The organism is Gimesia aquarii, assembly GCF_007748175.1.
GTDB lineage: Bacteria > Planctomycetota > Planctomycetia > Planctomycetales > Planctomycetaceae > Gimesia > Gimesia aquarii_A.
On sequence record NZ_CP037422.1, the window covers coordinates 5207473 to 5233781 of the forward strand.

20 protein-coding genes are annotated in these 26309 nt (G+C 45.4%); 13 read left to right on the forward strand and 7 right to left on the reverse strand.

Annotation, left to right across the window (positions count from 1 at the left end; all coding sequences use genetic code 11):
- Positions 1 to 48 precede the first annotated feature (48 nt).
- The 3 genes from V202x_RS19845 to V202x_RS19855 all read right to left on the reverse strand — a co-directional run bounded on the left by V202x_RS19845 (position 49) and on the right by V202x_RS19855 (position 4803).
- Positions 49 to 1713 (reverse strand): AAA family ATPase, encoded by a 1665-nt coding sequence (locus tag V202x_RS19845; RefSeq protein WP_145178563.1) that lies wholly within the window; start codon positions 1711 to 1713, stop codon positions 49 to 51.
- 278 nt (positions 1714 to 1991) lie between these two features.
- The gene (locus V202x_RS19850) at positions 1992 to 2822 is read right to left on the reverse strand and encodes a radical SAM protein (RefSeq protein WP_145178565.1); all 831 of its coding nucleotides are present in this window, start codon (positions 2820 to 2822) and stop codon (positions 1992 to 1994) included.
- A gap of 307 nt (positions 2823 to 3129) precedes the next feature.
- Positions 3130 to 4803 (reverse strand): sodium:solute symporter family transporter, encoded by a 1674-nt coding sequence (locus V202x_RS19855; protein WP_145178575.1) that lies wholly within the window; start codon positions 4801 to 4803, stop codon positions 3130 to 3132.
- A gap of 369 nt (positions 4804 to 5172) precedes the next feature.
- Between V202x_RS19855 and V202x_RS19860 the strand changes: the two genes are divergently transcribed.
- The 4 genes from V202x_RS19860 (at position 5173) to V202x_RS19875 (ending at position 11053) form a co-directional block, all read left to right on the forward strand.
- The gene (locus V202x_RS19860; protein ID WP_145178578.1) at positions 5173 to 7788 is read left to right on the forward strand and encodes a PVC-type heme-binding CxxCH protein; all 2616 of its coding nucleotides are present in this window, start codon (positions 5173 to 5175) and stop codon (positions 7786 to 7788) included.
- 124 nt (positions 7789 to 7912) lie between these two features.
- Positions 7913 to 8578, forward strand: a complete 666-nt coding sequence (trhA, locus tag V202x_RS19865) for a PAQR family membrane homeostasis protein TrhA (protein WP_145178580.1) — start codon at positions 7913 to 7915, stop codon at positions 8576 to 8578.
- 282 nt (positions 8579 to 8860) lie between these two features.
- Entirely contained in the window at positions 8861 to 10105 is a 1245-nt protein-coding gene (locus V202x_RS19870) for an exo-alpha-sialidase (RefSeq protein ID WP_145178582.1), read from the forward strand.
- A 24-nt stretch (positions 10106 to 10129) separates the two neighbouring features.
- Positions 10130 to 11053, forward strand: a complete 924-nt coding sequence (locus V202x_RS19875; RefSeq protein WP_145178584.1) for a hypothetical protein — start codon at positions 10130 to 10132, stop codon at positions 11051 to 11053.
- A gap of 11 nt (positions 11054 to 11064) precedes the next feature.
- Here the strand turns inward: V202x_RS19875 and V202x_RS19880 are convergent, their stop codons facing one another.
- Entirely contained in the window at positions 11065 to 12180 is a 1116-nt protein-coding gene (locus V202x_RS19880) for an alpha/beta hydrolase family protein (protein ID WP_145178586.1), read from the reverse strand.
- Between the two features lie 342 nt (positions 12181 to 12522).
- On the opposite strand from V202x_RS19880, the gene V202x_RS19885 reads away from it, so the two are divergent.
- Positions 12523 to 15579, forward strand: coding sequence for a PSD1 and planctomycete cytochrome C domain-containing protein (locus V202x_RS19885; protein WP_232098588.1), 3057 nt, complete (start codon positions 12523 to 12525; stop codon positions 15577 to 15579).
- Between the two features lie 4 nt (positions 15580 to 15583).
- Positions 15584 to 17044, forward strand: coding sequence for a DUF1501 domain-containing protein (locus tag V202x_RS19890; RefSeq protein ID WP_145178590.1), 1461 nt, complete (start codon positions 15584 to 15586; stop codon positions 17042 to 17044).
- A 25-nt stretch (positions 17045 to 17069) separates the two neighbouring features.
- Here V202x_RS19890 and V202x_RS19895 read toward each other — a convergent pair whose 3' ends face one another.
- The 3 genes from V202x_RS19895 to ppsA form a co-directional block, all read right to left on the reverse strand.
- The gene (locus tag V202x_RS19895) at positions 17070 to 18320 is read right to left on the reverse strand and encodes a serine hydrolase domain-containing protein (RefSeq protein ID WP_145178592.1); all 1251 of its coding nucleotides are present in this window, start codon (positions 18318 to 18320) and stop codon (positions 17070 to 17072) included.
- A 279-nt stretch (positions 18321 to 18599) separates the two neighbouring features.
- Positions 18600 to 19049, reverse strand: coding sequence for a hemerythrin domain-containing protein (locus V202x_RS19900; protein ID WP_145178594.1), 450 nt, complete (start codon positions 19047 to 19049; stop codon positions 18600 to 18602).
- A gap of 36 nt (positions 19050 to 19085) precedes the next feature.
- The gene (gene ppsA, locus V202x_RS19905; protein WP_145178596.1) at positions 19086 to 21530 is read right to left on the reverse strand and encodes a phosphoenolpyruvate synthase; all 2445 of its coding nucleotides are present in this window, start codon (positions 21528 to 21530) and stop codon (positions 19086 to 19088) included.
- Positions 21531 to 21965: 435 nt separating this feature from the next.
- Between ppsA and atpD the strand changes: the two genes are divergently transcribed.
- Genes atpD through V202x_RS19940 form a run of 7 tightly spaced genes read left to right on the forward strand, consistent with a single transcriptional unit; the run spans position 21966 to position 26281 of the window.
- A complete protein-coding gene (gene atpD / locus V202x_RS19910) occupies positions 21966 to 23372 on the forward strand; it encodes a F0F1 ATP synthase subunit beta (protein ID WP_145178598.1) in 1407 nt (468 codons plus the stop codon).
- Positions 23372 to 23767 (forward strand): F0F1 ATP synthase subunit epsilon, encoded by a 396-nt coding sequence (locus tag V202x_RS19915; protein ID WP_145178600.1) that lies wholly within the window; start codon positions 23372 to 23374, stop codon positions 23765 to 23767. The genes atpD and V202x_RS19915 overlap by 1 nt, the downstream gene beginning before the upstream one ends.
- Positions 23760 to 24113: an AtpZ/AtpI family protein gene (locus V202x_RS19920; RefSeq protein WP_197992987.1), complete on the forward strand. Its 354-nt coding sequence runs from the start codon at positions 23760 to 23762 to the stop codon at positions 24111 to 24113. Before V202x_RS19915 ends, V202x_RS19920 begins: the two co-directional genes overlap by 8 nt.
- On the forward strand, positions 24113 to 24433 hold the full coding sequence (locus V202x_RS19925; RefSeq protein ID WP_145178602.1) for an ATP synthase subunit I: 321 nt from the start codon (positions 24113 to 24115) through the stop codon (positions 24431 to 24433). The genes V202x_RS19920 and V202x_RS19925 overlap by 1 nt, the downstream gene beginning before the upstream one ends.
- Positions 24430 to 25158 (forward strand): F0F1 ATP synthase subunit A, encoded by a 729-nt coding sequence (locus tag V202x_RS19930; RefSeq protein ID WP_145178604.1) that lies wholly within the window; start codon positions 24430 to 24432, stop codon positions 25156 to 25158. Before V202x_RS19925 ends, V202x_RS19930 begins: the two co-directional genes overlap by 4 nt.
- A gap of 16 nt (positions 25159 to 25174) precedes the next feature.
- On the forward strand, positions 25175 to 25453 hold the full coding sequence (locus tag V202x_RS19935) for a F0F1 ATP synthase subunit C (protein ID WP_144985542.1): 279 nt from the start codon (positions 25175 to 25177) through the stop codon (positions 25451 to 25453).
- Positions 25454 to 25483: 30 nt separating this feature from the next.
- The gene (locus V202x_RS19940; protein ID WP_145178606.1) at positions 25484 to 26281 is read left to right on the forward strand and encodes a F0F1 ATP synthase subunit delta; all 798 of its coding nucleotides are present in this window, start codon (positions 25484 to 25486) and stop codon (positions 26279 to 26281) included.
- Positions 26282 to 26309: the final 28 nt, after the last annotated feature.

Genomic DNA, 26309 nt, shown 5'->3' on the forward strand with positions numbered 1-26309 from the left:
CTTGCCTTTTATCTCGTTTCAAAAACAGATCGCTTATTTTGCTACGATTCAAAATTCAATTTTTCGGCGTGATTCGTTCTTATTTTGTGTGTTGCCTCTTGTTGCTGGACGGGCACGTCCCGATGCCCAGGTGCGTAACCCATTTATTTCTTCACTCATCGTTTTCGAGAGTGGTACCGTCTCGGATATAGCCTGGATAATGTGTTCTGTCGATAAATTCGACTGATTACTGAAGGCATCAAACAAGGCAGAAACGACAGATTCTTCTATTTCAGCACCATTGAAGCCTTCGGTCGCCTCTGCAAGTTTGTCTAAATCGAACTGTTTTATCTCGCGTCCGCGTTTGGTAATATGAATTTTGAAAATATCGCGACGTTCACTCATGTTAGGCAGGTCAATGAAAAAGATTTCATCCAGGCGGCCTTTGCGTAATAACTCGGGCGGTAAATTACTGATATCGTTAGCAGTAGCGATTACAAAAACGGAAGACGTTTTTTCAGACAACCAGGTTAGCAGAGTTCCAAAAACGCGTGCTGAGGTGCCGCCATCACTCCCTGCTGAATCAGTGGAGCCGGCAAGGGCTTTGTCAATTTCATCTATCCATAAGATGACAGGAGCTACACTTTCTGCGATTTGAATCGCTTGTCTCACATTTTCTTCGCTTGAGCCAACCAGACTGCTAAACATTCTCCCAAGATCAAAGCGTAGTAACGGCAGCCTCCATAACTGTGATACCGACTTGGCGCAAAGACTTTTCCCACATCCCTGGACTCCCAGTAATAAGACTCCACGCGGGGACGGTAAACCGAATTTTTTGGCTTTGTCGGTAAAGGCGATTGCTCTTTTGTTCAGCCAGGATTTCAGGTTTTCAAGACCGGCCACATTATTAAATTTCTCTTTGGTGTCGCAATACTCAAGCAGTCCGCTTTTCTTGATGATTTGTTCTTTCTCACTGAATACAATATTGATGTCATCCGCGTCGATTTTTCCATCGGTTACTAATGTTTTTGCGAAGACATTCTCTGCTTCTTTTAGCGTTAAGCCTCTTGCAGCCCTCACAATCTTTTCACGTGAAAGTCCATCTAAGTTGATTGAGACCTTCGGATTCTCCTTAACGTCGTCAATTATGCGATCCAGTAATTGGTTGAACTCATTTGTCTCAGGTAGCCCAAATTCCAGCAGCGTAATATCCTTAGACAATTCCGGAGCGATTTGCATCAGAGGCGAGGTGATGACAATCGTTTTGTAGGTATCTCTTAAGTGGTAGGCAACATCTCGCAAACGTCTGATAACTGAAAGATTGGCACGTTCGTCTACAGTAAAGCGATGAAAGTCCTTGAATAAATAAATTGCTGGTTCAACCTGATGGATGACATCATCCAATGCTGCCAAGGGATCAGAAGTGTTTCCACAGCCCGATTTGCTTTTCTGCGGTTCTGCTCCTGATTTGATAATTCCCTGAGTGATCGTCCAGGTAAAGAGCTTCTTTTCTCTCGATGTGGCGATGTGGCGTAATGCCCTTTCCACCCGTTCTTCTTCCCAAGTCACGACATAAATGATGGGATATCTGGCACGAATAAGGACATCCAGTTCCTGCTGGGCTTCCGATGTACGTGGTAGTTTTTTGGATTTCTCCGGTGAAGAAACTGTTTGTTTTATCTTCTTCGTTGCAACTTTATTCTTAATCTCACTTTTAAGCTGCTCTTCGCTCATGAATGATTCCTTTGTTTCTTTACTATGGCAGGCTGATCTGTACTTATGATTGATGAAATATCAGCAGTGCCAGAAACGCTGTCCTGTTTCAGGCGTTGTATCAACTTTGACTGAGACTCGATCTGCATTGTTTGAAAGATCTCCAGGACTTCCCGGGAAGCACCAAAGACACAAATCCGTCCGTCAGGCAAGATCTCTAATTCAGTGATATTTGATTCATCTTCGGCTTGCATGGATTAACCAAATTTCATTGTTAAACAACTTGGTTGATTTCTAATTCAAGTGATTAAATTAAGCCCTTTATTTTCAGCATAAACTTTCGCTGATTCTGATGCTCCCTTAACTAGCGGCATTGAAAGCTCCTCATATTGTTTGGCTTGCCATCTCGGGAGATAACCGTTTCGAATACTGAATTTGACGTCAGGTAAAGTGGAGGCGATCCAATCGACAATAGGACGAAAACAACATTCCTCATGTCCAGGTAATAGCAAGTGACGCACAATCAAATCGGAATAATGAAATACCTGTTTGAGATTGCGTTGGAGGATTTTGACATAAGAGTCGACTTTGGCAATTCGTTTGGCACAAACATCATTTCCGAATTTGAAATCTGCTACGAATACATCGACAGTTTGTTCCAATAGCTGGAATGCTTCTGGAGTGCCATAAAAGTCAGACTTCCAGACAACCGGCGGTAAGTTAGCACAGCCACTCATAGCTTCCAGAATTGCAGGAAGATGAATGGTTGGTTCACCCCCAACCCATTGAAGATTACGAGCTCCTTTAGATATTCCTTGCTCAAGCGCAGCTTCAAGAAAGTCTGTTGAAAGAATCGTTCCAATACGAGGGTTAAATGCCTTTTCTTCCGCGATGCAAAAAGCACATCGTAAATCACAGCCAGACAAGTAAAACAGATGAGAAGGAACAAGCTCTATTTCTTCGCCATATTCCACACGATGTCGAAAAACCCGTGCCTCCGCACTTGCCTTGCATTTTCCACGTTCTCCTTTGGCTCGATTCGATCCGCAGTGATGTTCACACAAATGGCAGTGCAAATATTGTTGTTGAGCCAAAGAAACTAAATTTTTATTGATCGTATGCAACCGCATGACCAATAGTCCAATCCTGAGATTAAATACAAAAGAAGAAATGCCTCAACTCCACCAGGCAAACTGGCCGTTGTCACTCTATTTGTGAGTCTGACTGTTCTTTTAAGAACGACGCTAGATATAGAGAGTCTAAATCTAAAAGAGATTTGTTTAAGAAATCTGAAAAATGATAAAATTAATGCATTTTCAATTTCATGGAGAGTTCAGACGCGATATAGAGGTTGCATCCAGGACGTTACGCGGTGAGGCCAAACAGGCTACAATTTCCAGGCGAATGAAAGACCTTACTGTGATCGATTCAATCAACTCAATTTTTGTTTTGATCAGGTAGCAGCAGGCTAACCAGACTTCCGGTCGCAAGGTTGACGATCACGGCACTGGGAGCAATCCATTGAAAGCTGATTGGATCGAGATTCGTTTTTTCATCAAACCCAAAAAAGAAACCAGAAAACGCGATTAAGACCGCAGTTGTCGTTCCGCAAATGGCACCCACCCAAACTCCGAGTGGTTTGGCAAAGGGTATGAACAAGGCAAAAACGAACAAGCAGAAAATAGGGGTCGTCAACAAATTTGCGGTTTTACCAGTGACTGCAGTGATGTTGCCTTCAATCAGCCCCATAAAGGAACTGCAGAATACCACGATTCCTCCAATTCCGAACGCCAGACAACGTGCAAACAGGACATGTGACTTTTCGGATTGAAATTCGATTCCGAACCGGTCAAAAAAGTCGGTCACGACCACTGCCGTGATCGAGTTCACTCCCGAGTCGACGCTGGACATGGCGGCGGCAAACATCGCGGCGACGACTAATCCCGATACTCCGATTGGGAGTTGATACGAAATCACATAAGGAAAAATATCGTCTGCATTTTGTTTTAAGTCAATTGATGCGGGAAGTTCAGAGGGGAATGCCTGGAAATAACCAAGCATAGAGAAACCAACCAGCGATAATGTGATTCCCACAATTAGTGAAATACAAAGCTGAATTGCAAGTGAACGACGCGCAGCTGACGCATCCTTCGTCGACATGAAGCGTTGAACTGAAACCTGGTCTCCCCCCGCTGTCGCAATATACCAGATAACGACTGAGATAATTGTACCAACAAAAGTGACTCGCGTGCCTGGATTAAAGTCGAAAATGGGTTGCGTGTCCCAGTTGGTGTCCCATTGAGTGGGGAACCAGCCAAAGCCACCCATCTTCCAGGAAATTGTGGCAATGACCAGCAAGGCACCACCAAACAACAGAATTGTCTGGATCAGATCGGTAATGACAACCGCGCGCAGTCCCCCTAGAGAGGTATAGGTGATGGAAACCACACCGGTTACTAAGACGATCCAGGGGATATAGGAAGCATCCAGATTGAGCATGGTTGTCAACGCCTTTGCTGATAAATAAATCAGCAGTGACATCCAGACTAACCGAAGTAGTAAGAACATCGCGGCTCCCAACAGCCGGATACTCAAGTCGAGTTTCGTCTCCAGCAGTTCATACGCACTGGTCACACGATGTTGCATATAAACTGGTATCAGCCAATAACCAACGACATAAAAAACGATGGGCAGCCCCAGGTAACTGGCTAAGAAGATAGGGCCTTTTCCGACTACTTCGCCTGGCAGTGAAAGATAGGTGATCGTGCTCAATAAGGTCGCGAAGAGTGAAACTCCAATCAAGATTGGATTCATTTGGCCGCTACCGATGAAGTACTCAGAAGTGTCTTCCTGCTTGCGGCTGAAATACCATCCGAGCAAGATGGTCGATGCTGCGTAGATGACGATGATTGTCCAGTCGACAGCCTCCAGACCGGCAGGAGGTTCCACGGAATTCGCTTGCGCAGATTCGGGCGCAGTACTATCTCCGTCAGCAGCAAACAGTACTGATGTACTACAAAATAATGAAATTAAAAATAAGATCTTAAAAGCAAGTAGTGGTAAACTCCATTTGACTCCGAGAATTGATTTTCGACACAGGATGAATCTCATTTTTGTTGTGGCTCTCATGGAAGTCTGATATTAATGGATAAAAGGCAAAATTGAGATCTAGCCTATCCTCGAAGTTTCAGTCAAGAAAACAAAATCCTACCGTAACAGAAACAAAATCACAACGAACTGTAATTCTAGATTACTAATGTGAGATGTATGTACCTTCCTTTTTTGCATCGTTATCTAATCGGAATGAGTACAGGTGGCATCATTGAATTTAAAACTCTTGATTGGAAGACAGACAGAGCAAGCTTTGATAAAATTTAACGTATCAATGTTTAACTGGATTTATACTTCAGGATTAATCAAGAACTCAAAAACCACATAGTCGAAATGCAGCGCCTCACCATTTGAAAAGAAACAACAGCAATGAAGTATTTCACAATTTGTTCTTTGACTACAGGTTGTCTTCTCGCAGTCAGCTCTCTCATCGCTGCCGAGCGGAAGCCTCAGGTAAAATCGTTACGGCCGGGTGTTCGGATTTCACTTGTTGCCGAACATCCTGACCTATCAACACCGACAGGCATTGACGTTGATGAACAAGGTCGTATCTGGGTCGTTGCCACGCATACTCATTTTCGACCCGACGATTATGTCGGACCGGAACATGATGAGATCCTGGTCTTCACCGATCGCAATGGAGATGGTAGCACCGTACAACGGCAGGTTTTTTACAATGCGACCGATGCGACAATGGATCTTGAACTTGGCCGAGATGGTTGGGTCTATCTGGCGGAGCGGGACCGCATCCTGCGTATCAAGGACACTGATGGAGATGGAAAGGCCGATATCGAGGAGAATATCGCCACCCTGAAAACAGAGGCCAATTATCCACACAATGGACTCGAAGGGATGGCGTGGCATCCGGATGGGGATCTGGTGTTTGCACTCGGTGAGAATTATGCTAAGCCGTGGACACTGAAAGGAACCGATGGCACTTCAATCAACGGGGCTGGTAGGGGGGGGATATTCCGTTGTACTGCCGACGGCAAAAAACTGAAACGAATTGCGTCTGGATTCTGGAATCCGTTTGGTGTTTGTGTTCGCGCTGATGGTGAGATTTTCGCCGCAGAAAACGATCCTGGCGAAAGGCCTCCCTGTCGAGTACTTCACATTGTCGAAGGTGGTGACTACGGCTATGAACGGTCTTATGGAGCAGAAGCACATCATCCCTTCGTCAGTTGGAATGGAGAGTTGCGCGGCACGCTGCCTATGATCCATCCTTCGGGGGAAGCGCCCTGTGGGCTGTTACCTCTGGGACGCGGTTTACTGGTGCCTTCGTGGAGTGATCACCGCATTGACTTTTTTCCGCTCACTCAAAAAGGAGCAACTTACGAGAGCAAACCCATCACTTTAGTCAAAGGAGGACGTTACTTCCGACCCAGTTGCATCGCTAAAGACCCTGGTGCCCAGGGACAAAAACGCATCTGGTACTTAAGCGATTGGGTCGATGGTCGATATCAGACACATGGTTATGGACGCTTATGGAAACTGGAGGTTGATTTGCAACAGGCTCCCTGGGTGGGGAACTTGGATTTGGAACCACCCACACAGAAAGCGCAGCTATCGGCGGACTTACGTAGCGGAAAGGTCAAACATAATCGCAAAGAACTGCTACGGTTCGCTCAAGATGAAGACCCGTTTCTCGCTCAATCTGCGTTAATTTCGCTATCTCGGGAAGCATCAATATGGACCCCGGAAGACGTAACTGGTTGGTCGGCTGCTGACCGGGTTCAGGCGGTGCTGGCGCTGAAACTGGCCAATGCTTCTCCACAGAAATGGATCAAATTATTACTGTCAGACAAAAGCGTGGATGTGCAATTTGAAACATTACGCTGGATCTCTGATGCCCGGTTAAAAACTTTTCTGCCAGAAGTGGAACAGAAACTATCTCAGAGTGACCTCGATTATCGGCGATTCGAAGCTGCCATTGCAACCTGGAACACGCTGAAAGGAAAACCTGAAGCGGGTATCCGTAACCCAACGCTACTGTTGGCCAAGGTCAAGGATGCGAATAGTGCACCACGAATACGGGCTTATGCTCTACGTCTACTACCAACTCAGCCACGTTCTGCTCCCAAAGAAGGAGTTCAGCCGGTACATTCCTTTCCCAAAGAGTTGACACTGGAGCTCCTCCAGCAACTTCTTGAACTCAGGGATGAGGTCCTTTCGCTGGAAGTCGTTCGCACTCTGGCTGCTAACTCGATTATGTCTCAAAAACTTTTAGTCAAAATAGCTGCCGATCCAAAGCAAAGTGTGTCACTACGTGCTGAAGCAATTGCCGGGCTGGCATCTGTGGCAGAACAAAATAGCGCATTTTTATTAAAATTGGCTGGTGATAAGGAACGCATTGTGCGGGAGGAAGCTTTACGTTCTCTCAGGTCCGTTCAACACACGTCTGAGGATGTGCTGGCTTTGAAAATGCTTGCCAGTCAGCACCCTGAATCTGCGGATCTATTTCAAGCTGCACTGGCTCCCAAAAGTCTCACCACTGGTCGACCAGCGCTGACTGACACACAGGCATGGTTACAGGCAATTGAAGCAGTAAAGGATCCGGCAGACCTGGAGAGTGGCCGTCGTATCTTTCATCATGCCCGATTGGCGAGCTGTTCTCACTGCCATCGACATGGTGGCCGAGGAAATGTAGTCGGCCCGGACTTAAGTAGCCTGGGTAATCGTAAAGACCGTATGTGGGTGCTGAGGTCAATCCTTGAGCCCAGTCGGGAGATGGCTCCGGAATACCAGCCACGTACTATCATCCTCAATGATGGCCGCACCTTTACTGGCATTCGACTCCGGTCCTACGTGAAAGAGACGATACGAGATGCCAATGGCCAGAATCGCACGTTTGACCGTAACGACATTGAGATGATGGTAGAATCGCCGACTTCCTTCATGCCGTCTGGTCTGGTTCATAGGTTGACTGACCGTGAGTTGAAAGATTTGATTGCTTATCTCGAGAGTAATTCTCATCGGAAAGAGTGACTGTTATTTTTTTTAGATCTCATCGATTCAGCAGTAAAAAAAATAGCGCATGCTTTGATTGTTGGGGATCTTAGTGTATTTCACTATACTCTTCGCTTTAACATCCTGCTGGCATAACTAAGTCATGGTAATGGACTCCAACGATATTTCGACGACAAGAATGCCTGAGCATCGGCCCGTGGACGAGTGCGCTAATCTCATCACACATGGTCTTGGGTTTTTACTGAGCGTCGTTGCATCAGTTGTACTGATGACCTTGGTAGTGAAAGATCATCAGACGATTAATATCATAGCCTGTAGCATCTATTGTTGCTCTCTGATAGGGTTATATGCGGCATCGACTCTCTCACACATGTTTTACGACCTCGCCTGGCGTCGTTTTTTTCGTACCTTGGATCAGGTCTGTATTTATTTACTCATCGCGGGATCATACACACCATTTGCTGTGGTTTTCCTGTGGCATCAATGGTGGCCGCTTCTGCTCGTTGTGATGTGGATTCTGGCACTATTTGGTATTCTCCTCGTTTTATATATGCGGAACCTGACACCGACCGCGATGCTCACTTACGGCTTGCTTGGCTGGCTGCCTGTCATCTCTCTAAAAACATTGTACGAAGTGACTCCATCTGAAGTGTTTGCATGGATCATTGCTGGTGGGTTCTTTTATTCTATAGGCGCGGTCTTCCTGTTGCTCGATCGACGTGTTCGATATTTCCACGCTCTCTGGCACACATTTGTCATCGCCGGCAGTACCTGCCACTATATCGCACTTTTGTTATTTGTGATCTAACGCAATTGTTAGAGAAATTCAGATACCGAAATCAAAGCGGATTTTTCAATTAGACATGTCACGTTAGCCTGTGTCCAGATTTTAGCCTGTGTCCAGATTTATTGTAGCGTCTTCAGGATTGTTTGGATCTCGTATCGTTACTTTGCAGCCGCTATGCTTATCTTGGACGTACTATAGACAAATGCTTGATTTTCTGGGCATACTATCTGATTATCAAAAGAGCAAGTGCATGTAAATGCGAAGCAGAGTAACTCCAAATTGACTCAATTGAAAGAAATAAAGATGCTTGTATTAAATCGATTACAGATGATGCTTTGCTGTTTGAGTGGCATTGTCCTGGTTTTACAATGTAAGACCAGTTGCGCTGGGGAAGATGAGAAACCGCTCTCTTATACCATTTCGCGGCAGGTGTTGCTGCAATCGAAACCGAATGATCATACCTGGTTTCACCCACGTGTTGCTGCGATTATAGAACCAGATTCCAATCAACTGTCAACGGTATTGATGACTTTACAGAAACTGTTACCAGTGTCTGACTATTTTTCTGGAATGAGTTGGATGTTGTTCTCTTCGGGATCGAATCAATGGGGCAAACCGATTACGCCTCCTGAACTGGGTTGGAAGAAAGGAGCAGGGGATGTCGATATCGCTGTTGCCGATGTTACACCCGTTTGGCATCCTCAGCTTCAAAAGGTGATCGCCGTTGGCACACAAGTTCGGTATAACCAACAGGGGCATCAACTGGATGATCAAACGCGTTCACACCAAACCGCGTATGCCATTTATGACCCTGAAACCAGGGATTGGACTTCTTGGAAGGTTCTACAAATGCCTCAGGATGAAAAATATAATTATGCCTGCAGTGCGTGCGCCCAATGGCTAGTGGAGCCGGATGGAACGCTTCTACTTCCTTTCTATCACGGCCCAAACAGCAAAACTCCCTTCTCTGTTACAGTTGTGCGATGCACATTTGATGGAAAAGAGATTCAATTCAAGAATGAGGGAAATACTCTAGAACTTGATATCGCACGTGGTTTATTCGAACCTTCTTTGATTCAATTTCAAAACCGCTATTTTCTGACACTCAGAAACGATCTAAAAAGTTATGTCTCAACCAGCAAAGACGGTCTACATTTCAAACCAATCAAAGCCTGGACTTTTGATGATGGAGCAGATCTGGGAAGCTATAACACGCAACAGCACTGGGTCGCCCATAGTGACGGTTTGTTTCTTGTTTATACGCGGCGTGGTGCGAACAACGATCACATCGTCCGGCATCGTGCCCCGCTGTTTATGGCTCAGATTGACCCAGAGAAACTGACGGTACTTCAAAAGACTGAGAAGATACTCGTTCCGGAAGAAGGTGCTCTACTCGGTAATTTTGGAGCGGCCAAGATCAATGAAAAGGAATCCTGGGTCACGGTAGGAGAGCGCCGCAACTTTAAAAAGATTCCACAAGATCAGTGGAAGCCCAATTCGGTGTATCTCGTCAAAATCAAATGGTCTAAACCGAACTGTGAGAACTAGAATTCACCCAGGAAGAGATCACTGATGACAACAAAATGGAATTGTGTACTGGAGTTGGACCGTCAGCGTCAGCATGTCTCAGGCAGTACAGTTGCGTTGCAGAAATCGATTTGTGCCGGGGCGGACCTGCGTGTAGGAACCGGATTTCGGCACAATGAGCATATCGATACCACCTCCGACAGTAATGAACTCATCCGTGAAGTCATGGACTTTCGAGTGACCTATCTGTTAGACAGCCACTGGGTCGCCGGGATCGAAACGTTGCGCATGCCAATCTCATTGCCAGATGGTTTTGGACCAAGGGCATCGATGTCTTTTTTTATCTACAATCAGGATGGGCATCAAGCAATAGCGAGACCGCATCTGGATGGACAACCTGCACATGGTGAACTCGGACCATCTCCCGTTGCCTCACATGCCGAAATGCCCAAGTGTCATGAACTGGCCAGTTGGGATGCTGACACGAATGCGCCGAGCAGTAATTTTATTTATGAGTTTGAATACTTTCGTTATTTCGTGCACGATGCTTGGGAAGAAGTTCTCTCACATAACGCAGAAGGACAGATTGAATCTGGCTCGTTAGAGGTATTAATTGATGCGTTTACCGAGGGGGGTGAGATTAAGGTCGCCATTCATAATCTCTGTACCGATCTGGGTAGTCCGGAAGAAACTCAACTAGAGCATGACGTATTTGTGCATGTTGGTGCGGGTTATTATTACACAGAAAGAAAACAATTCATGGCTTCTGCGAATCCCGTAGTGAGGACGCGCCCCAGGATTCCCCTCGGTTACGGTACCTCTTGCTGGGATTTCGGTTGGGTCATGCCACGTACCGATGGTCACCTGGCACGCTGGTTCTGTAATCCTTATACACTGCAATTTGAGAAATCATCTACCAGACATTCGATGCGTTGGTTTGTAAGTCGCTCAGTAAAAAGTAATGTCTAATTAATCTGTTTTTACAGATGTTTTTTGACAAACGCCCAAGCCGATCTATCATCGAATTCATGTCCGCCATCAAACACGACATGTTCGAATCGATCTTGCAGTTTAAGTTTTTTATAATATGCTGCAGACCGTGGTTCTATCGATTTCCCCATTTCCCGATGCGAAGCTTTGTCCTTAGAACCTGCTTGAATTTGATGCGCACGAGGACAGATGAGTGCAACGAGATCTGCATCGTTAAACAGTGTCATACGATTCATGAACCGGAAGTCTGTCGGAACAGACAATTCATTCTGTACATACCGGCCTTCCTGTACTCCAAAGTAACAGCTCGATACAGAGACTTTGATGCGCGTATCGATTGCGGGAGTTACCTGCGCATAATATCCGCCATACGAGAGGCCGACCATTCCGATTCGGTTTGAGTCGACTTCCGGGCGTTGAATCAGTTCATCTAAGGCATATGTGATCTTCGCGATTTCCACTGCTGTGATACTCGTTCCAACGAGACGCATGCGGTCGTCAATCTGTCTGCGAATCTCTTTGGGATAACCATCGGCTCGAAACAGATGCTGTGGTGCGTAAACTAGATAGCCATGCTTGACAGCCCCACGGACCATATCGTTGTAATTCGCTCCCCCGTTGAACAACGCTACTTCGGGAGACCCTCCGCCACCGTGCATTGAGATGATAAGTGGAGTTTTCCCTTTGGCTGACTTTGGGACAATGTAAATGCCTTCGGAGTGAACTCCTGGCAGGATCGGGAACATTGCTCTGTAATACGTTCCAATAGAGTCTTCACCAATCTGCTGGAATGTAGCGGCTTTGGTAGGACGTTTGCCAGGTGGTGGATATCCAATACTCTCACAAAATGCGCTTCGGAGTGGTGCAGCCGATTTCTCGAATGCCTGCGTGGTTGAGTAATCGGGTTGAAAAAGTTGGTGGAAGCGTGATCTGTCTGCGGCAATCGTTTGGATGTATTCATCCAGTTCTCGTGCCTGTTCTGTGCGCAATGGATTCGAGTCTGCAACGTTCTGGTTAAAGTATTTTGGTTTTGCAGGTTCTGATTGTGCGTTTGCCAGTGATGGGATGGCAATATTGATCACGACGAGTATCTGAGCCAACTTCATGAGGGTCTATCCTTTCGATGTGCGCTGATTTCTAAAGCAGTTATTTTTTTGTTAGGTCAGAATCTTTTCAAACACGGTTCATTCTATCCATTGCTCATCCCTTACGTCTATTGAGAGTTCGAACTCAGATCATTTTTGTTTTTGGGAATGTAAACTGGAAGAAGTAGTCTTTTAGTATTGTTTATGAATTACTTGTGAAGTGGATTGGTTTGTGTATTGAAGGGTGTAACTTTTGCTATCATCTCCATGGTGTTCATGATATAGTTGTGTAAGAAGTCTAAACGTATCTGTCAAGCCGACAGTGGTAAAGAATGCGCTGCTTAGAGGGTGCTCATGTTAAATATGACAAAGCTATTTCTGATTGCCTCGCTGGCTACTTTCATCACATCTGTTGCTGCAGCAGAAGAAAAAATCGAATTCAATCGTGATGTCTTGCCGATTCTTTCCAATCATTGTTTTATTTGTCATGGACCAGATTCAGCGACTCGTGAAGCTGGCTTGCGGTTAGATCAACGAGAATCTGCTACAGGAAAGGCAGAGTCTGGCAAAAGAGCAATTGCACCCGGCAATGTCGAAGTCAGTGAACTCATCCACCGCATCACGACCGAAGATGAGAACGAGCAGATGCCACCCGCTGACGGACCTAAACGGCTCAATGCAGCTCAGATTGCGATACTGAAAGCATGGATTGCGCAAGGCGCTGAGTATCAACTGCATTGGGCGTTCGTAGCACCGAAACAACCGGAGAGACCCAAGCCACTGAATACCGCTTGGCCAAAGAATGAGATTGATCTCTTTGTATGTATGGAAATGGAACGTGCCGGACTGAAACCTGCTCGTGAAGCGAGTCGTGAGACGTTGATTCGACGTGTTGCCTTTGATTTAACGGGACTGCCTCCCACACTTAAAGAAATTGATACCTTACTTGCTGATAAATCTTCCAAAGCATATGAGAAGATGGTTGATCGCTATCTCAATTCACCCGCTTATGGCGAACACATGGCAAAACACTGGCTCGATTTAGCTCGTTATGCAGACAGCAACGGTTATCAATATGATACAGAACGAGAACAATGGGTCTGGCGTGACTGGGTCATTAATGCCTATAACAAAAATAAACCATTCGATGAATTTACAGTCGAGCAACTTGCCGGTGATTTATTACCAAATGCGACTGGTCAGCAAAGGTTGGCGACCGGCTTTAATCGAAATCATGGAATTACTATCGAAGGGGGGATCATTGATGAAGAGTATCGTACTGAGTATGTGATGGACCGACTGGTCACCACGGGGGAAGTGTGGTTGGCACTCACAATTGGTTGTGCACGTTGTCACGAACATAAATACGATCCGATTTCGCAAAAAGAATTCTATCAGCTTTACGCTTTTTTCAATCAGGTCCCAGAACGAGGCATGCGCGGGTTTGCTCCTAAAGAGCGTATTCCTTCGCCACTGGCTAATTCAATACAGCAAGAAATAGAAACGAAGTTAGCGCGTCTCAAGGCAGAGTTAAGGAAGCCAATTGATCTCGACAAGCAATTGGATATATGGTCGCAAGACATCTCCAGGCAGTCTGTTCGCGGTTGGACTGTCGTAGAACCTTTGACAATGAAATCATCTGGCGGAACAACGCTCACAAAACTTGTCGATCATTCGATTCTCGCCAACGGAGCGAATCCACAAAAAGATGTCTATGAATTGACAGCCCAAACTGATGCAACTGGTATGACTGCCGTCAGGTTGGAAGCACTGACACATAAGTCACTCCCTGGCGGAGGCCCAGGACGGCACAGCAACTCTAATTTTGTCTTAAGTGAATTCGAATTGACAGCGATTTCCATAGCGGATCCGTCGCAACGGCAAGAAGTGAAGTTCCATCACGCCATTGCCGATTATTCACAAGCAAACTATGAAATTGCAAAAGCCATTGATGGTAGTGTAGCGGGCAACAATGGCTGGGCCGTGGATGGTCCGACTCGTAAACTACCAGCGACAGGAATGTTCATTGCCTCCACTCCTTTTGGCTATAAAGGTGGCACCGAACTACGATTCCGTCTTCGTCACGAGGCGGGTTTTGCAACACACGGTATCGGACGTTCTAGATTTTCCATTACTGGGGATTCCGATAAAACGCTAGAATTACATGGTATTCCAGCTAAGATTCGGCAAATTGCGGCTAAAAAACGAAATCAACGCAGTTCTAATGAACAAAAACAAATTCGCGAATATTTTCTGACCCATCACAGCCCGAAACAAAAGCTGGAGCAACGCATCACTGACTTGGAAAAACAAAAAGTGGCAGCGTTTCCTGAGACAATGATCATGCAGGATCTGGCCCAGCCGCGCACGACCTACCTTCTTGGTCGCGGGCAATATAATGAGCCACGGGATCAAGTCGCTCCCAATGTTCCCGCGATTTTCCCGGCAATGCCAACGACAGCAGCAAAGAATCGACTCGGATTTGCCGAATGGCTCGTCGATCCCAATCACCCGTTGACTGCTCGTGTTGCTGTGAATCGCTACTGGCAACGAATATTTGGTATGGGTTTAGTCAAAACGTCTGAAGATTTTGGAGTGCAAGGAGAATTACCCAGCCATCCGGAATTGCTGGATTGGTTGGCGTTGGAGTTTATACGCAGTGGTTGGGATATCAAACATATGCAACGATTGATCGTTAATTCTGCGACCTATCGACAGACCTCTCACGTCGGTGCGGCTGCTTATGCACAGGATCCGGAAAATCGATTGCTCGCCCGAGGACCGAGAATGCGGCTGGATGCCGAGCAGATTCGGGATGCCACGTTAGCGATTGGCGGTTTGCTTGTGCAACGCTTGGGTGGGAAAAGTGTCTACCCTTATCAGCCAAAAGGACTCTGGCTTGAATTGAACAACCGTCCTAATTATTCCAGGGAATACGCGCGGGGATCTGGAGAGGATCTCTATCGGCGGAGTCTGTATACATTCTGGAAGCGCACAGTGCCTTCACCGATGTTGAAAACACTTGATGCTCCTGAACGTGAGTTTTGTACGATCCGTCGGTCACGGACCAACACACCCTTGCAAGCGCTGTTGTTAATGAATGGTCCACAATTCGTCGAAGCTGCTCGAAAATTGGCAGAGCGGATGCTGACTGAAGGTGGTTCGCACATCGATGGACATATTAAGTACGGATTCAGACTGGTAACGGCTCGGAATCCCAGTAAGGCAGAACTTGCTGTATTCCGTGAATCATATGATACGGATTTGAAAAATTACACGAATGATCAGGCAGCAGCAATCAGACTGCTACAGGTTGGTGATTCATCTTTTGATACGAAATTGAATACCGCCAAGTTGGCTGCCTGCACGAGCCTCGCTCGTTTGTTCCTGAACCTGGACGAAGCAATTACCAAGGAATAATAGAATGTCTCATCCGCTTTCAGATTTACAATTTCTCGAAAACCGGCGGCAGTTCTTCGGCCGTTCAAGCACCGGCATTGGTGTTGTGGCGCTGGGATCATTACTGAATCGTGATTTATTTTCGAAAGAGACACCCACCAATCAAATGCGCGTAGGTGGATTACCGGGAGTTCCTCATTTTGCCTCCAAAGCCAAACGTGTGATCTATTTGCTGCAGTCAGGTGCTCCTTCTCAAGTTGACTTGTTTGATTACAAGCCATCGCTCGATCAACTTCACATGAGCGACTTACCAGATAGTGTGCGTAAGGGACAAAGGCTGACGGGAATGACAGCGGGGCAGAAGAAATTCCCTGTTATCAAATCACCCTGGAAATTCCAGCAACATGGAGACTCAGGAACGTGGTTGAGCGAACTATTGCCACATATGCAGGGGGTGGTCGATGATATTTGTGTTGTGAAATCAATGCATACAGAAGCGATTAATCATGACCCTGCGATTACTTTTTTTCAGTCGGGACATCAACAACCCGGTCGTCCGAGTATCGGTGCCTGGCTCAGTTATGGATTGGGTAGTGAAACTGAAAACCTACCATCATTTGTCGTGTTACTGAGTAAGAATTCTTTTCATCAGGCGCAGCCGTTATATGACCGATTATGGGGCAGTGGATTCCTATCATCGAAATTCCAAGGGGTGAAATTCCGTAGTCAGGGAGACCCGGTTTTATATCTAAACGATCCTGCCGGCGGAAGTGATGCGAATCGACGCATGATGCTTGACCGTCTTTCCAAGCTGAATCAATTACGAGAACAAGAGATCGGAGATCCGGAAATTACTTCTCGGATTGCCCAATATGAGATGGCATACCGCATGCAAACATCGGTACCAGAGTTGGCTGATATTTCTAATGAGTCAGCCAATACTCTGAAACTGTATGGAGACGATGTCAAGGAGCCTGGATCACATGCGGCAAACTGTCTGCTGGCCCGGAGGTTGGCAGAACGTGGTGTGCGATTCATTCAGATATTTCATCGTGGTTGGGATCATCATAGCAATGTACAGAAACATTTACCGACGCTGACCAAACAGACGGATCAAGGCTCTGCAGCGCTCATTGCTGATCTAAAACAGCGCGGCATGCTCGACGAAACACTTGTCATTTGGGGGGGAGAGTTCGGTCGCACTGTTTATTCGCAAGGTAATCCTAAGTCGTTTGGTCGCGATCATCACCCACGTTGTTTTTCGATTTGGATGGCCGGCGGTGGTATTAAGCCGGGAATTAGCTACGGACAAACTGATGACTACTGTTATAATATCACAGAGAATCCCGTACATGTACACGACTTTCACGCCACAGTTCTACATTGCCTCGGCATCAATCATGAGCGCCTGACACATCGTTTTCAAGGCCGTGATTACCGTCTCACTGACGTGCATGGAACCGTAGTAAAAGATATTCTGCAGTGACTTTTACATTCTTAAAATACCTGGTTTATTTTTCAACCGCTGCCGAAATCACTGGTTTCAAAGCCGTTTCGAGCAGGAATGAAAAAGGCATCGTTTGTTCCATCGTCACGACGATTAGATCGTCTTTGGGAGATGACCAATAGTGCGTACTGGCAGCACCTCCCCAACCATAATCATCGACTTTGCGAGCAGAATCAAACTGACTTGGCTCAACACAAACCGAAAACCCATAGCCAAAACCAACACCATCGCGGACTGACTTTCCGAATTTAATCCAGCCGACCTCTTTGGGAACATGATTTTGAGTCATAAGCTTAACCGTTTCGGGTTTTAAGATTCGTTTTCCATTTAATTGACCTCCATTACGCAGTGCAATGAGAAATTTCATATAGTCGGAAATCGTACCAACCAGACCACCGCCACCGGAAAGCAGATTCGGTTTTTTCAGATAGCGACTGGTCGCTGGATCATCGATTAATTCGCCACCCGGCTTGTAGTTTGCGGAAAACCGAGCTCGCTTTTCTTTCGGAACGAAGAACCCTGTATCGCTCATATCCAAAGGTGTAAAAATATTATCCTGCAGGTATTTATCGAATGGTTGTCTGGACACAACTTCGATAAGTCGACCCAGAACATCAATCGACGTTCCATACACCCAATCTGTTCCGGGTTCGTACATTAAGGGGGTTTGTCCCATTTTTTGAGTCATCTCCTGCAGCGTATTGTCTCGATTAATGGCATCTTCTTTTTTGACAAGCTTGCCATATTCACCAGCTGCCCCATAGACCAGACCCGCTGTGTGCGTCATCAGCTGTGCGACAGTGATCGGGTTTTTCGCTGGCCTGATTCCTTCCTCTGTGAAAACGGTCATTGCTTTTAGTTCAGGAATGTACTTGCCAATGGGATCATCTGGCGAGATTTTTCTTTGCTCTATTAATTGCATCACGGCAGCAGTTGTGATCGCTTTCGACATCGAATAGATGCGGAAGATGGTATCTTTTTGCATCTCTTTATCACGTTCGACATCCATCTTACCGTACGTTTCAAAGAAACAAACCTGTCCATTTCGTGCTACCATCACGGATGCCCCCGCCAGGCGTTTCTTGGCGATGAGTTCATTGACAATAGTTCCAACTTTCGTAAGCTTGTCGGCTGACATGCCTACTTCAATGGGACTAACGACAGGTAAATCTTCAGCCTGATTTTGATCGAGCCCGAAACCGAAAAGGGCAATTGATATCCAGACCAGCTGTTTCAGTTTGAAATGCATTTTCATAGTTTGATACTTTATTATCAGGGAGTGAAATCGTGTTAGATAATTCAGTGTATCAATTAAAATGACATCTGTCAGCTATAGATGTTCCGTCTCGTGATCTGTCTTGCTTCCTGGGATAAGATACTGCTGTTTTAGAACGGCTTGAGACGATCTAGATTGTTAAAAACTATAAAAATCGATTCTCTAGGCAGGGCGGATGGTGATATGTTTTCTAATAATCTAACAGCCAACTTTTACCTGTGCAGGTCTTCAAAATCCTCGCAGTGCTTTAGTCTTTTTTTATGAGGGTGATTGCTTAAAGGCTTCCTGAACCATTTTAATTTCTTGGTTTTCGTGTGCACGCAGGTCGATCAACAAAGCATCAAATTGTTTTAATGCTTCATCCCAGCTTTGGAAAGGGTGTTCTGATTCTTTTAGTCTTGCAATGAAATTATCAATGTTACACAAACTTTCTGCATGTTTCTTGTGAAAGTCTGGTACCATAATACAACAACCGGGAGACTCATCAAAAATGGGTTTAAAGTATCCTTCCTGTTCTTCATTCTTAAAGTGCTTTGCCAGTAAATCACGAAAAGATTTCACCCGTGTTCCCAATTCACCAAATTTAGGAAACCCTTTTTCTTTCAGTTGCTCTGTCCAGTCAGCCAGTTCGTTTATGTGAGTGAGGATTTCTTCATGCTCATCTAACAATAACTGTATATGTTCATTGGGATTCGATTTTGGGTCCATAGTTAACTCCTTTTATAGTTAAGTTAAAATGATTCATCATAAGGTCAAATTCCCTTTCATTTCTGGACTGGAAACAGGTGATTCCAATTCCGCTTCAACTTCTGCGATACGTGAAACGGTTTTCAGTATGGAATCAGGATTCAGCGAAATACTGTCAATTCCCTGTTTAACAAGAAACTCGGCAATTTCAGGGTAATCGCTGGGAGCCTGTCCGCAGATGCCGATTTTTTTACCCGCTGATTTGACCTGTTTAATGGCTGCCGCTAATGACTCCATGACAGCAGGATCACGTTCATCAAAGAGGTGAGCCACAATTTCTGAATCTCGATCAACACCCAGAGTTAATTGTGTCAGGTCATTCGAACCAATTGAAAAACCGTCAAAAATATCAGCAAAGGCCTCTGCTTGAATCACATTACTGGGAAGCTCACACATGATGTAGATTTCCAGTCCTTCTTCTCCGCGACGCAGGCCATGTTTCGCCATTTCTGCCAGCACTTTTTTTCCTTCATCTACCGTACGACAAAACGGAATCATTAGCTTCATGTTTTTTAGACCCATTGTCTCACGTACTCTTTGCATTGCCTGACATTCTAAACCAAAAGCATCACGATAGTGCGGATGATAATAGCGGGAAGCGCCCCGGAAGCCGATCATGGGGTTTTCTTCTTTGGGTTCATAGCGATTTCCGCCAATTAAGTTCGCGTACTCATTTGTTTTGAAGTCACTCATTCGGACAATGACATCATGTGGATAAAAGGCGGCCGCAATCATGGCCACACCCTGAGCCAGAGTATCCACGAAGAAAGACGGTTTATCATCATAAGAAGAGGTTCGACGATCTATTTCAGATTTTAAGATGGGATCCTTGAGTTTTTCATACTCTAACAGAGCCATCGGATGAATGCGTATGAACGAGTTGATAATGAACTCCATCCGTGCCAGACCAACTCCATCACTGGGTAACATAGAGAGGCGAAATGCTTCGTTTGGATTTCCAACAATCATCATCACCTTTGTTTGAGGGCGAGGAATTTGAGAGAGATCGACCTTTTCAACCTCGTAATCGAGTTGGCCTTCGTATACATTGCCGGTATCTCCCTCTACACAAGCGACTGTGACCATCGATCCTGAAGGAATAGAAATGGTTGCTTGTTCCGCTCCAACAATTGCCGGCAATCCGAGCTCACGGCTCACAATTGCTGCATGGCAGGTGCGACCTCCTCGATTCGTCACAATCGCAGCTGCCTTTTTCATAATGGGTTCCCAGTCTGGATCAGTCTTCTCGGTAATCAGTACATCACCAGGTTGGACTTCATCCAGATTATCCGCACTATGAACGACACGGGCGATTCCATGACCGATTCGTTCACCCACACTCCGACCACGAGCAAGAATTCTTCCGCGTTGATTCAAATGGTAGGTCTTTAAAAGTTGAGTTTTATTCTGTGAGTGAACTGTTTCTGGCCGAGCCTGTACAATAAATAGTTCTTGTGTGATTCCATCTTTTGCCCATTCAATATCCATAGGGCAGGGGTGTCCCCGGACTTTTGAGTAATGATCTTCGATGAGGCATCCCCAGCGGGCCAGTGTAAGAATATCGTCATCATTTAAGGCGAACTGTTTCCGATCTTTGTGTGAAACTGGAATATTTCGGGTCATTTTCTCCCCACCAGTATCATACACCAGCTTAAACTCTTTCGATCCCAGTGATTTATTCAGAATAGGCTGGTATCCTTTTTTGAGGGTCGGCTTGAATACATAGTATTCATCAGGATTTACGCTGCCTTGTACGATGTTTTCACCCAGTCCATATGCGGCATTAATCAAAATGGCATCCTTGAATCCGGTCTCGGTATCGATTGTGAACATCACTCCGGAAGCCGAAAGGTCTGAACGCACCATACGTTGTATGCCGATGGAGAGAGCAATCTCAAAATGGTCAAACCCTTTTCCAGTGCGATAAGAAATCGCTCGGTCTGTAAACAACGAAGCGAAGCAGCGACGGCAAGTATCGAGTAATATACTTGGTCCTCGCACATTCAAATAAGATTCCTGCTGCCCAGCAAAACTCGCATCAGGTAAATCTTCTGCTGTGGCACTGCTACGCACGGCGACATCGATACCTCCTGGAAGATTGTCGCTCAGCTTTTCGTATGCTTCTTGAATTTCCTCTTGAATCGATTGAGGAATCTCGGCAGAGAGAATGGCATGCCTGACTTCAAGGCCATGTTGTTGAAGATTGATAATATCCGAGGTATCCAGATCACAGAGGATCTCTCGAATATGTTGGTCGAGGTCCGTTTCAGACAAAAAGCGACGATATGCGGTGGCCGTAGTTGCAAAACCATTAGGGACGGAAATCCCTTCTGATTTCAGGTGATGATACATTTCTCCCAGTGAAGCATTCTTGCCTCCTACTGAGGGGACATCGCTTATATCAATCTGATCAAACCAAAGTATCAGTGGTTCTCTGGTCATTGTGATCTCCTCCTTGAATTCAATATTTCAATGTGCTGCGGATCATTTTCACAATCAATTAAATCACAGAACAGCCGTTGTCGTATGTTGAAGAGACACGACCAGATGTAAACAATTGAACGAGATTATAATCCATTATCAGTGGTTTACAAATTTCTATTTCTCTGACTATTTTCATGATTCTATGTTAAATTAAGTACCAAGAAGTTCCTGGAACTTACTAGAGGTAATTCCCGGTTCTGCTATGGGGAAAACCATTAGTAAGCAGGTTTGCCTCTTTAGCATGCAAAGAAATGTAAAAAAGAATCTTATAGCAATTGAGTTTTGGTGAAAAAAAGATCGTCAGCAAAATGGAAGGCAAGTAGCCTGGTGATTTCCTATTTGTTAGCATAAAATTAAGGATTCAGAGGGTGGATTGACGGGAGAGGAGTACCAGTGACAACACAACAGAAGGTCCAGTCAAATGAATTCAGCCTGGGAACTATTCTGTCAGTTCGAGGAAGTGTGATCGATGCCTGCTTTCCACATCAATTACCAGGAGTTCAAAGTGAGTTGCGCGCAGGGGAATCTCATGAAATTATTATTGAAGTACTCACGCAACTAGACAGCCATACCATTCGCGGAATTGCTTTAACCTCGACACGTGGCCTGTCGCGCGGTGCTCCAATCCATAACACAGGGCATCCACTCAGAGTTCCTGTGGGACGAAAGCTATTAGGACGTATGTTGAACGTCTTTGGTCAGACGATCGATTCGGGAGAATCAATTGAGAGTGCCAATTGGCGATCAATCCACCATGAATCACCGGCTTTAGTAGAACGTCCTCCGCGGTCCGAGATCTTTAAAACTGGTATCAAAGCCATTGATCTTCTTTCTCCCCTCGAACGTGGGGGCAAAGCAGGTCTGTTTGGTGGGGCGGGGGTTGGAAAAACGGTATTGATCACGGAGTTAATTCATAATGTTGTCGGAGCGCATAAAGGTGTGAGCTTGTTCTGTGGAATTGGAGAACGTTCTCGTGAAGCCGAAGAATTATATCGGGAGATGAAACAAGCGGGTGTGCTGGAAAACACGGTGATGGTCTTCGGTCAAATGAATGAACCACCTGGAGCTCGTTACCGTGTAGGGCATGCGGCGTTGACGATGGCAGAATATTTTCGCGATGATCAACGACAAGATGTTCTGTTGTTGATTGATAATATCTTTCGATTTATTCAGGCTGGAACCGAAGTTTCAGGACTCATGGGTGAACTCCCTTCGCGCGTCGGGTACCAGCCCACGCTTGCATCGGATTTAGCGGAACTGGAAGAACGGATCTGTACAACGACAAATGGATCGATCACCTCAGTCCAGGCTGTTTACGTGCCCGCAGATGATTTCACCGATCCTTCCGCGGTTCACACATTTGCTCATCTTTCGACCTCAGTGGTGCTGTCTCGTAAGCGGGCTTCTGCAGGTTTATACCCCGCGATTGATTTGTTAAATTCCAGTTCAAAAATGTTAATGCCTCCCATAGTCGGGGAACGACATTATCAGGTTGCACAGTCCGTACGTGAGACTTTGGCAAACTATGAAGAACTTAAAGATATCATTGCCATGTTGGGGCTGGAAGAACTTTCGCGAGAGGATCAACGAATTGTGAATCGAGCCCGCCGACTGGAACGTTTTTTGACACAACCCTTTTTTAGTACTGAGCAATTCACTAATTATCAAGGAAAATTCGTATCCCTGGAAGATACCTTACACGGTTGTGAACGTATTTTAAATGATGAGTTTTATGATGTGCCGGAACGTGCTCTCTATATGATTGGGGTGATTGAAGAAGCGGAGAAAGTGGCGGTTTGATGAATTTAAAAGTCCTATTGCCCACTGAAATCTTTATTAAACAACCTGTCACTAAAATCATTGCGGAGGCGGAAAATGGTTCCTTCTGTCTCCTGCCAAAACACGTTGACTTCGTTTCTGCTTTGCTCCCGGGAATTTTGACTTATGTTGATGAACGGCAATGTGAATACTTTCTCGGTGTTGGTGGTGGAATTTTAACGAAAACGGGTTCTGAAGTGCGTGTCTCAACAATTTATGCTGTGCAGGGAGAAGATTTGGGGACGCTTCGTCAAAAAGTGATCGAGCAATTTGAAATCATGAATGAACGCGAGCGATTGGCTCGTTCCGCCATTGCCAGACTGGAAGCAGATATTCTGAGGCACTTTGTGAAACAGGGAGTGAGTGCCGATGGATGATCAAACACCTGCAGAAGACGACGAAACTCCCAACAGAGATTTACAACCAGATCATTTGCAAATGCAGAATCAGAGGGAGATTCAAAAACGAATTGCTTCCCAGGAACTGCGTAAGCTGAAAGCAAAAAATGAAAAACATCACACCATCTGGTTTGGGCTTGGTATGTTTGGACTCATTGGCTGGTCGGTCGCAATTCCCGCTGTCTTGGGAGCCACCATTGGCATGTGGATTGACTCACGCTGGCCGACCCCATACTCATGGAGTCTGATGTTGCTGATCGGTGGAATTGCCTTGGGTTGTTTTAATGCCTGGAAATGGTTGCATAAAGAAGGAGGAATCGATTGATGGACCTCATTTTGGTTTTACAGCTTCTTGTTAGCCTGGGAACCGGGTTACTATTGGGGGCATTATTCTTCGGCGGACTTTGGCTCACTATTAAAAAACTCACCAAAGTAAGTCAACCCTGGTTATTGTTTTTACTGAGTGGCTTAAGCAGAACGGTAATAACACTCTGTGGATTCTGGTTTATCGGAATATCGTTGTCACCAAACCATCAATGGCAGCGGATTGTGATTTGTTTGTTAGGTTTTATGATGATGCGTTTTTTTTTCACACGTTATGTGAATCTGGCTAATACATCTCTATCGCGGGAATCTCATCAATGACCATGTTTCCTGACGAACCAATCTGGCAATGGGAATTTATCATTCTGAATCGGACGATTATTTATACATGGGTCGTCATGAGCATCCTGGTATGCATCTCATGGCTCGTCACGCGTAATTTGTCTTCCAGTACGAAAATTTCGCGCGGGCAGAACTTATTGGAAGTGCTTGTCACAGGACTACGAAACCAGATTCGAGAGGTCAGTCAACAGGATCCTGGTTCTTACCTGCCATTCATAGGCACACTTTTTTTGTTTATTGTCGTTTCTAATATATTGGCGATTGTTCCCGGTTATTATGCCCCTACCAGTTCACTCTCCACGACAGCGGCTCTGGCAACTTGTGTCTTTATTGCGGTACCCATTTATGGAATTGCAAATCAAGGAGTTAAAGGATACCTCAAGCAATATATCAGTCCTTCCGTCTTAATGTTGCCTTTTAATATTATTGGTGAACTCTCTCGAACGCTGGCATTAGCAGTTCGCCTTTACGGTAATATGATGAGTGGCGCAGTGATTGCAGCGATCCTGTTGGGATTTGTGCCGTTGTTTGTCCCGATTTTAATGCAGGCGTTTGGACTACTGACGGGTGTCATTCAAGCTTATATCTTTTCAGTTCTCGCCATGGTTTATATCGCGTCGGCGACACAAGTGAGTGATGACTCAATTCGAAATAACAAAGTTCCTGAAATCAATTCGGAACAATCTCGCAATGATGAAAACTAAAGAGAGGAAGTTCTTTATGGACTCAAACACGATGATTGCAGCGGTGTCAATCTTTACTGCAGGTATTACGATCGCGATTGGTTCAATAGGCCCTGCTTTAGGAGAAGGACGAGCTCTGGCACAGGCATTGAGTGCCATTGCTCAACAACCAGATGAAGCAAGTACAATCACCCGCACGCTCTTTGTAGGGTTGGCTATGGTGGAATCAACGGCAATTTACTGTTTTGTAATTTCAATGATTCTGATTTTTGCGAATCCGTTCTGGAATTTCTTTCTGCAGTCGAATGGTGGTTAATCAACTTGAATGACAACGTAGGATTCAACAATGTCCATTGATTGGTTTACATTTATTGCGCAAATCTTAAACTTTCTTGTTCTTGTCTGGTTGTTAACCCATTTCCTGTATACGCCAATCATCAATGCGATGAGCGAACGGGAAAAACAGATGGCAACGGAACACGAAAAAACTCTTACAGCGCAACAGCAGGCGGAATCTGAGGCAGAGAATTATCAACTGAAAACAGAAGAACTTGCACATGCTAAGGGCGATTTACTGGCCGATGCAGGGAAAGAGATTCAGCATTGGAAAGAAGAACATCTTAACCAGGCTCGGGCAGAAGTGGATCAAGCAAAGACAGAGTGGTATCGGACGCTTAGCAGAGAAAGGCACTCTTTTATTCGTGAGGCGCGCCTGCTGATCTCAAACCACATTCAAAAGATGAGCCATCGAATTTTAACGGAATTGGCGGATGTCGATATTCAACAGCAGACGATTGAGATCTTTCTAAAAGAGATCAAGAAGATTGACATACAGCAAAAGCAGAGAATTATCTCATTGCTTGATACAACAAAACATCGCGTATTGGTAGAAAGTGCCTTTGCACTTAGTGAAACGGACCTGGAAAAAGTCAGGACATTCTTGCATCAATTCCTGGGGGAAGATGTCGCGATCGATTTTCGAGAGAATTCTGAATTAATTTGTGGAATGGAATTGCATGTAGCTGGATACAAAGTCGCTTGGAGCATTCAGGAATCACTCGAAGAATTAGAAGAGGAGTTTGAAATATCGCTGAATGAAGAAATGACATTGGAAACAGAAACTGATGTGCCAACCACGGCATGAATTTCTACATTCATATTATTTAGTCTGG

Coding starts and splice junctions, on each gene's coding strand:
- V202x_RS19845 (WP_145178563.1), bottom strand. CDS start 1,713: ATGAGCGAAGAGCAGCTTAAAAGTGAGATTAAGAATAAAGTTGCAACG.
- V202x_RS19850 (WP_145178565.1), bottom strand. CDS start 2,822: ATGCGGTTGCATACGATCAATAAAAATTTAGTTTCTTTGGCTCAACAA.
- V202x_RS19855 (WP_145178575.1), bottom strand. CDS start 4,803: ATGAGATTCATCCTGTGTCGAAAATCAATTCTCGGAGTCAAATGGAGT.
- V202x_RS19860 (WP_145178578.1), top strand. CDS start 5,173: ATGAAGTATTTCACAATTTGTTCTTTGACTACAGGTTGTCTTCTCGCA.
- trhA (WP_145178580.1), top strand. CDS start 7,913: ATGGTAATGGACTCCAACGATATTTCGACGACAAGAATGCCTGAGCAT.
- V202x_RS19870 (WP_145178582.1), top strand. CDS start 8,861: ATGCTTGTATTAAATCGATTACAGATGATGCTTTGCTGTTTGAGTGGC.
- V202x_RS19875 (WP_145178584.1), top strand. CDS start 10,130: ATGACAACAAAATGGAATTGTGTACTGGAGTTGGACCGTCAGCGTCAG.
- V202x_RS19880 (WP_145178586.1), bottom strand. CDS start 12,180: ATGAAGTTGGCTCAGATACTCGTCGTGATCAATATTGCCATCCCATCA.
- V202x_RS19885 (WP_232098588.1), top strand. CDS start 12,523: ATGACAAAGCTATTTCTGATTGCCTCGCTGGCTACTTTCATCACATCT.
- V202x_RS19890 (WP_145178590.1), top strand. CDS start 15,584: ATGTCTCATCCGCTTTCAGATTTACAATTTCTCGAAAACCGGCGGCAG.
- V202x_RS19895 (WP_145178592.1), bottom strand. CDS start 18,320: ATGAAAATGCATTTCAAACTGAAACAGCTGGTCTGGATATCAATTGCC.
- V202x_RS19900 (WP_145178594.1), bottom strand. CDS start 19,049: ATGGACCCAAAATCGAATCCCAATGAACATATACAGTTATTGTTAGAT.
- ppsA (WP_145178596.1), bottom strand. CDS start 21,530: ATGACCAGAGAACCACTGATACTTTGGTTTGATCAGATTGATATAAGC.
- V202x_RS19915 (WP_145178600.1), top strand. CDS start 23,372: ATGAATTTAAAAGTCCTATTGCCCACTGAAATCTTTATTAAACAACCT.
- V202x_RS19920 (WP_197992987.1), top strand. CDS start 23,760: ATGGATGATCAAACACCTGCAGAAGACGACGAAACTCCCAACAGAGAT.
- V202x_RS19925 (WP_145178602.1), top strand. CDS start 24,113: ATGGACCTCATTTTGGTTTTACAGCTTCTTGTTAGCCTGGGAACCGGG.
- V202x_RS19930 (WP_145178604.1), top strand. CDS start 24,430: ATGACCATGTTTCCTGACGAACCAATCTGGCAATGGGAATTTATCATT.
- V202x_RS19935 (WP_144985542.1), top strand. CDS start 25,175: ATGGACTCAAACACGATGATTGCAGCGGTGTCAATCTTTACTGCAGGT.
- V202x_RS19940 (WP_145178606.1), top strand. CDS start 25,484: ATGTCCATTGATTGGTTTACATTTATTGCGCAAATCTTAAACTTTCTT.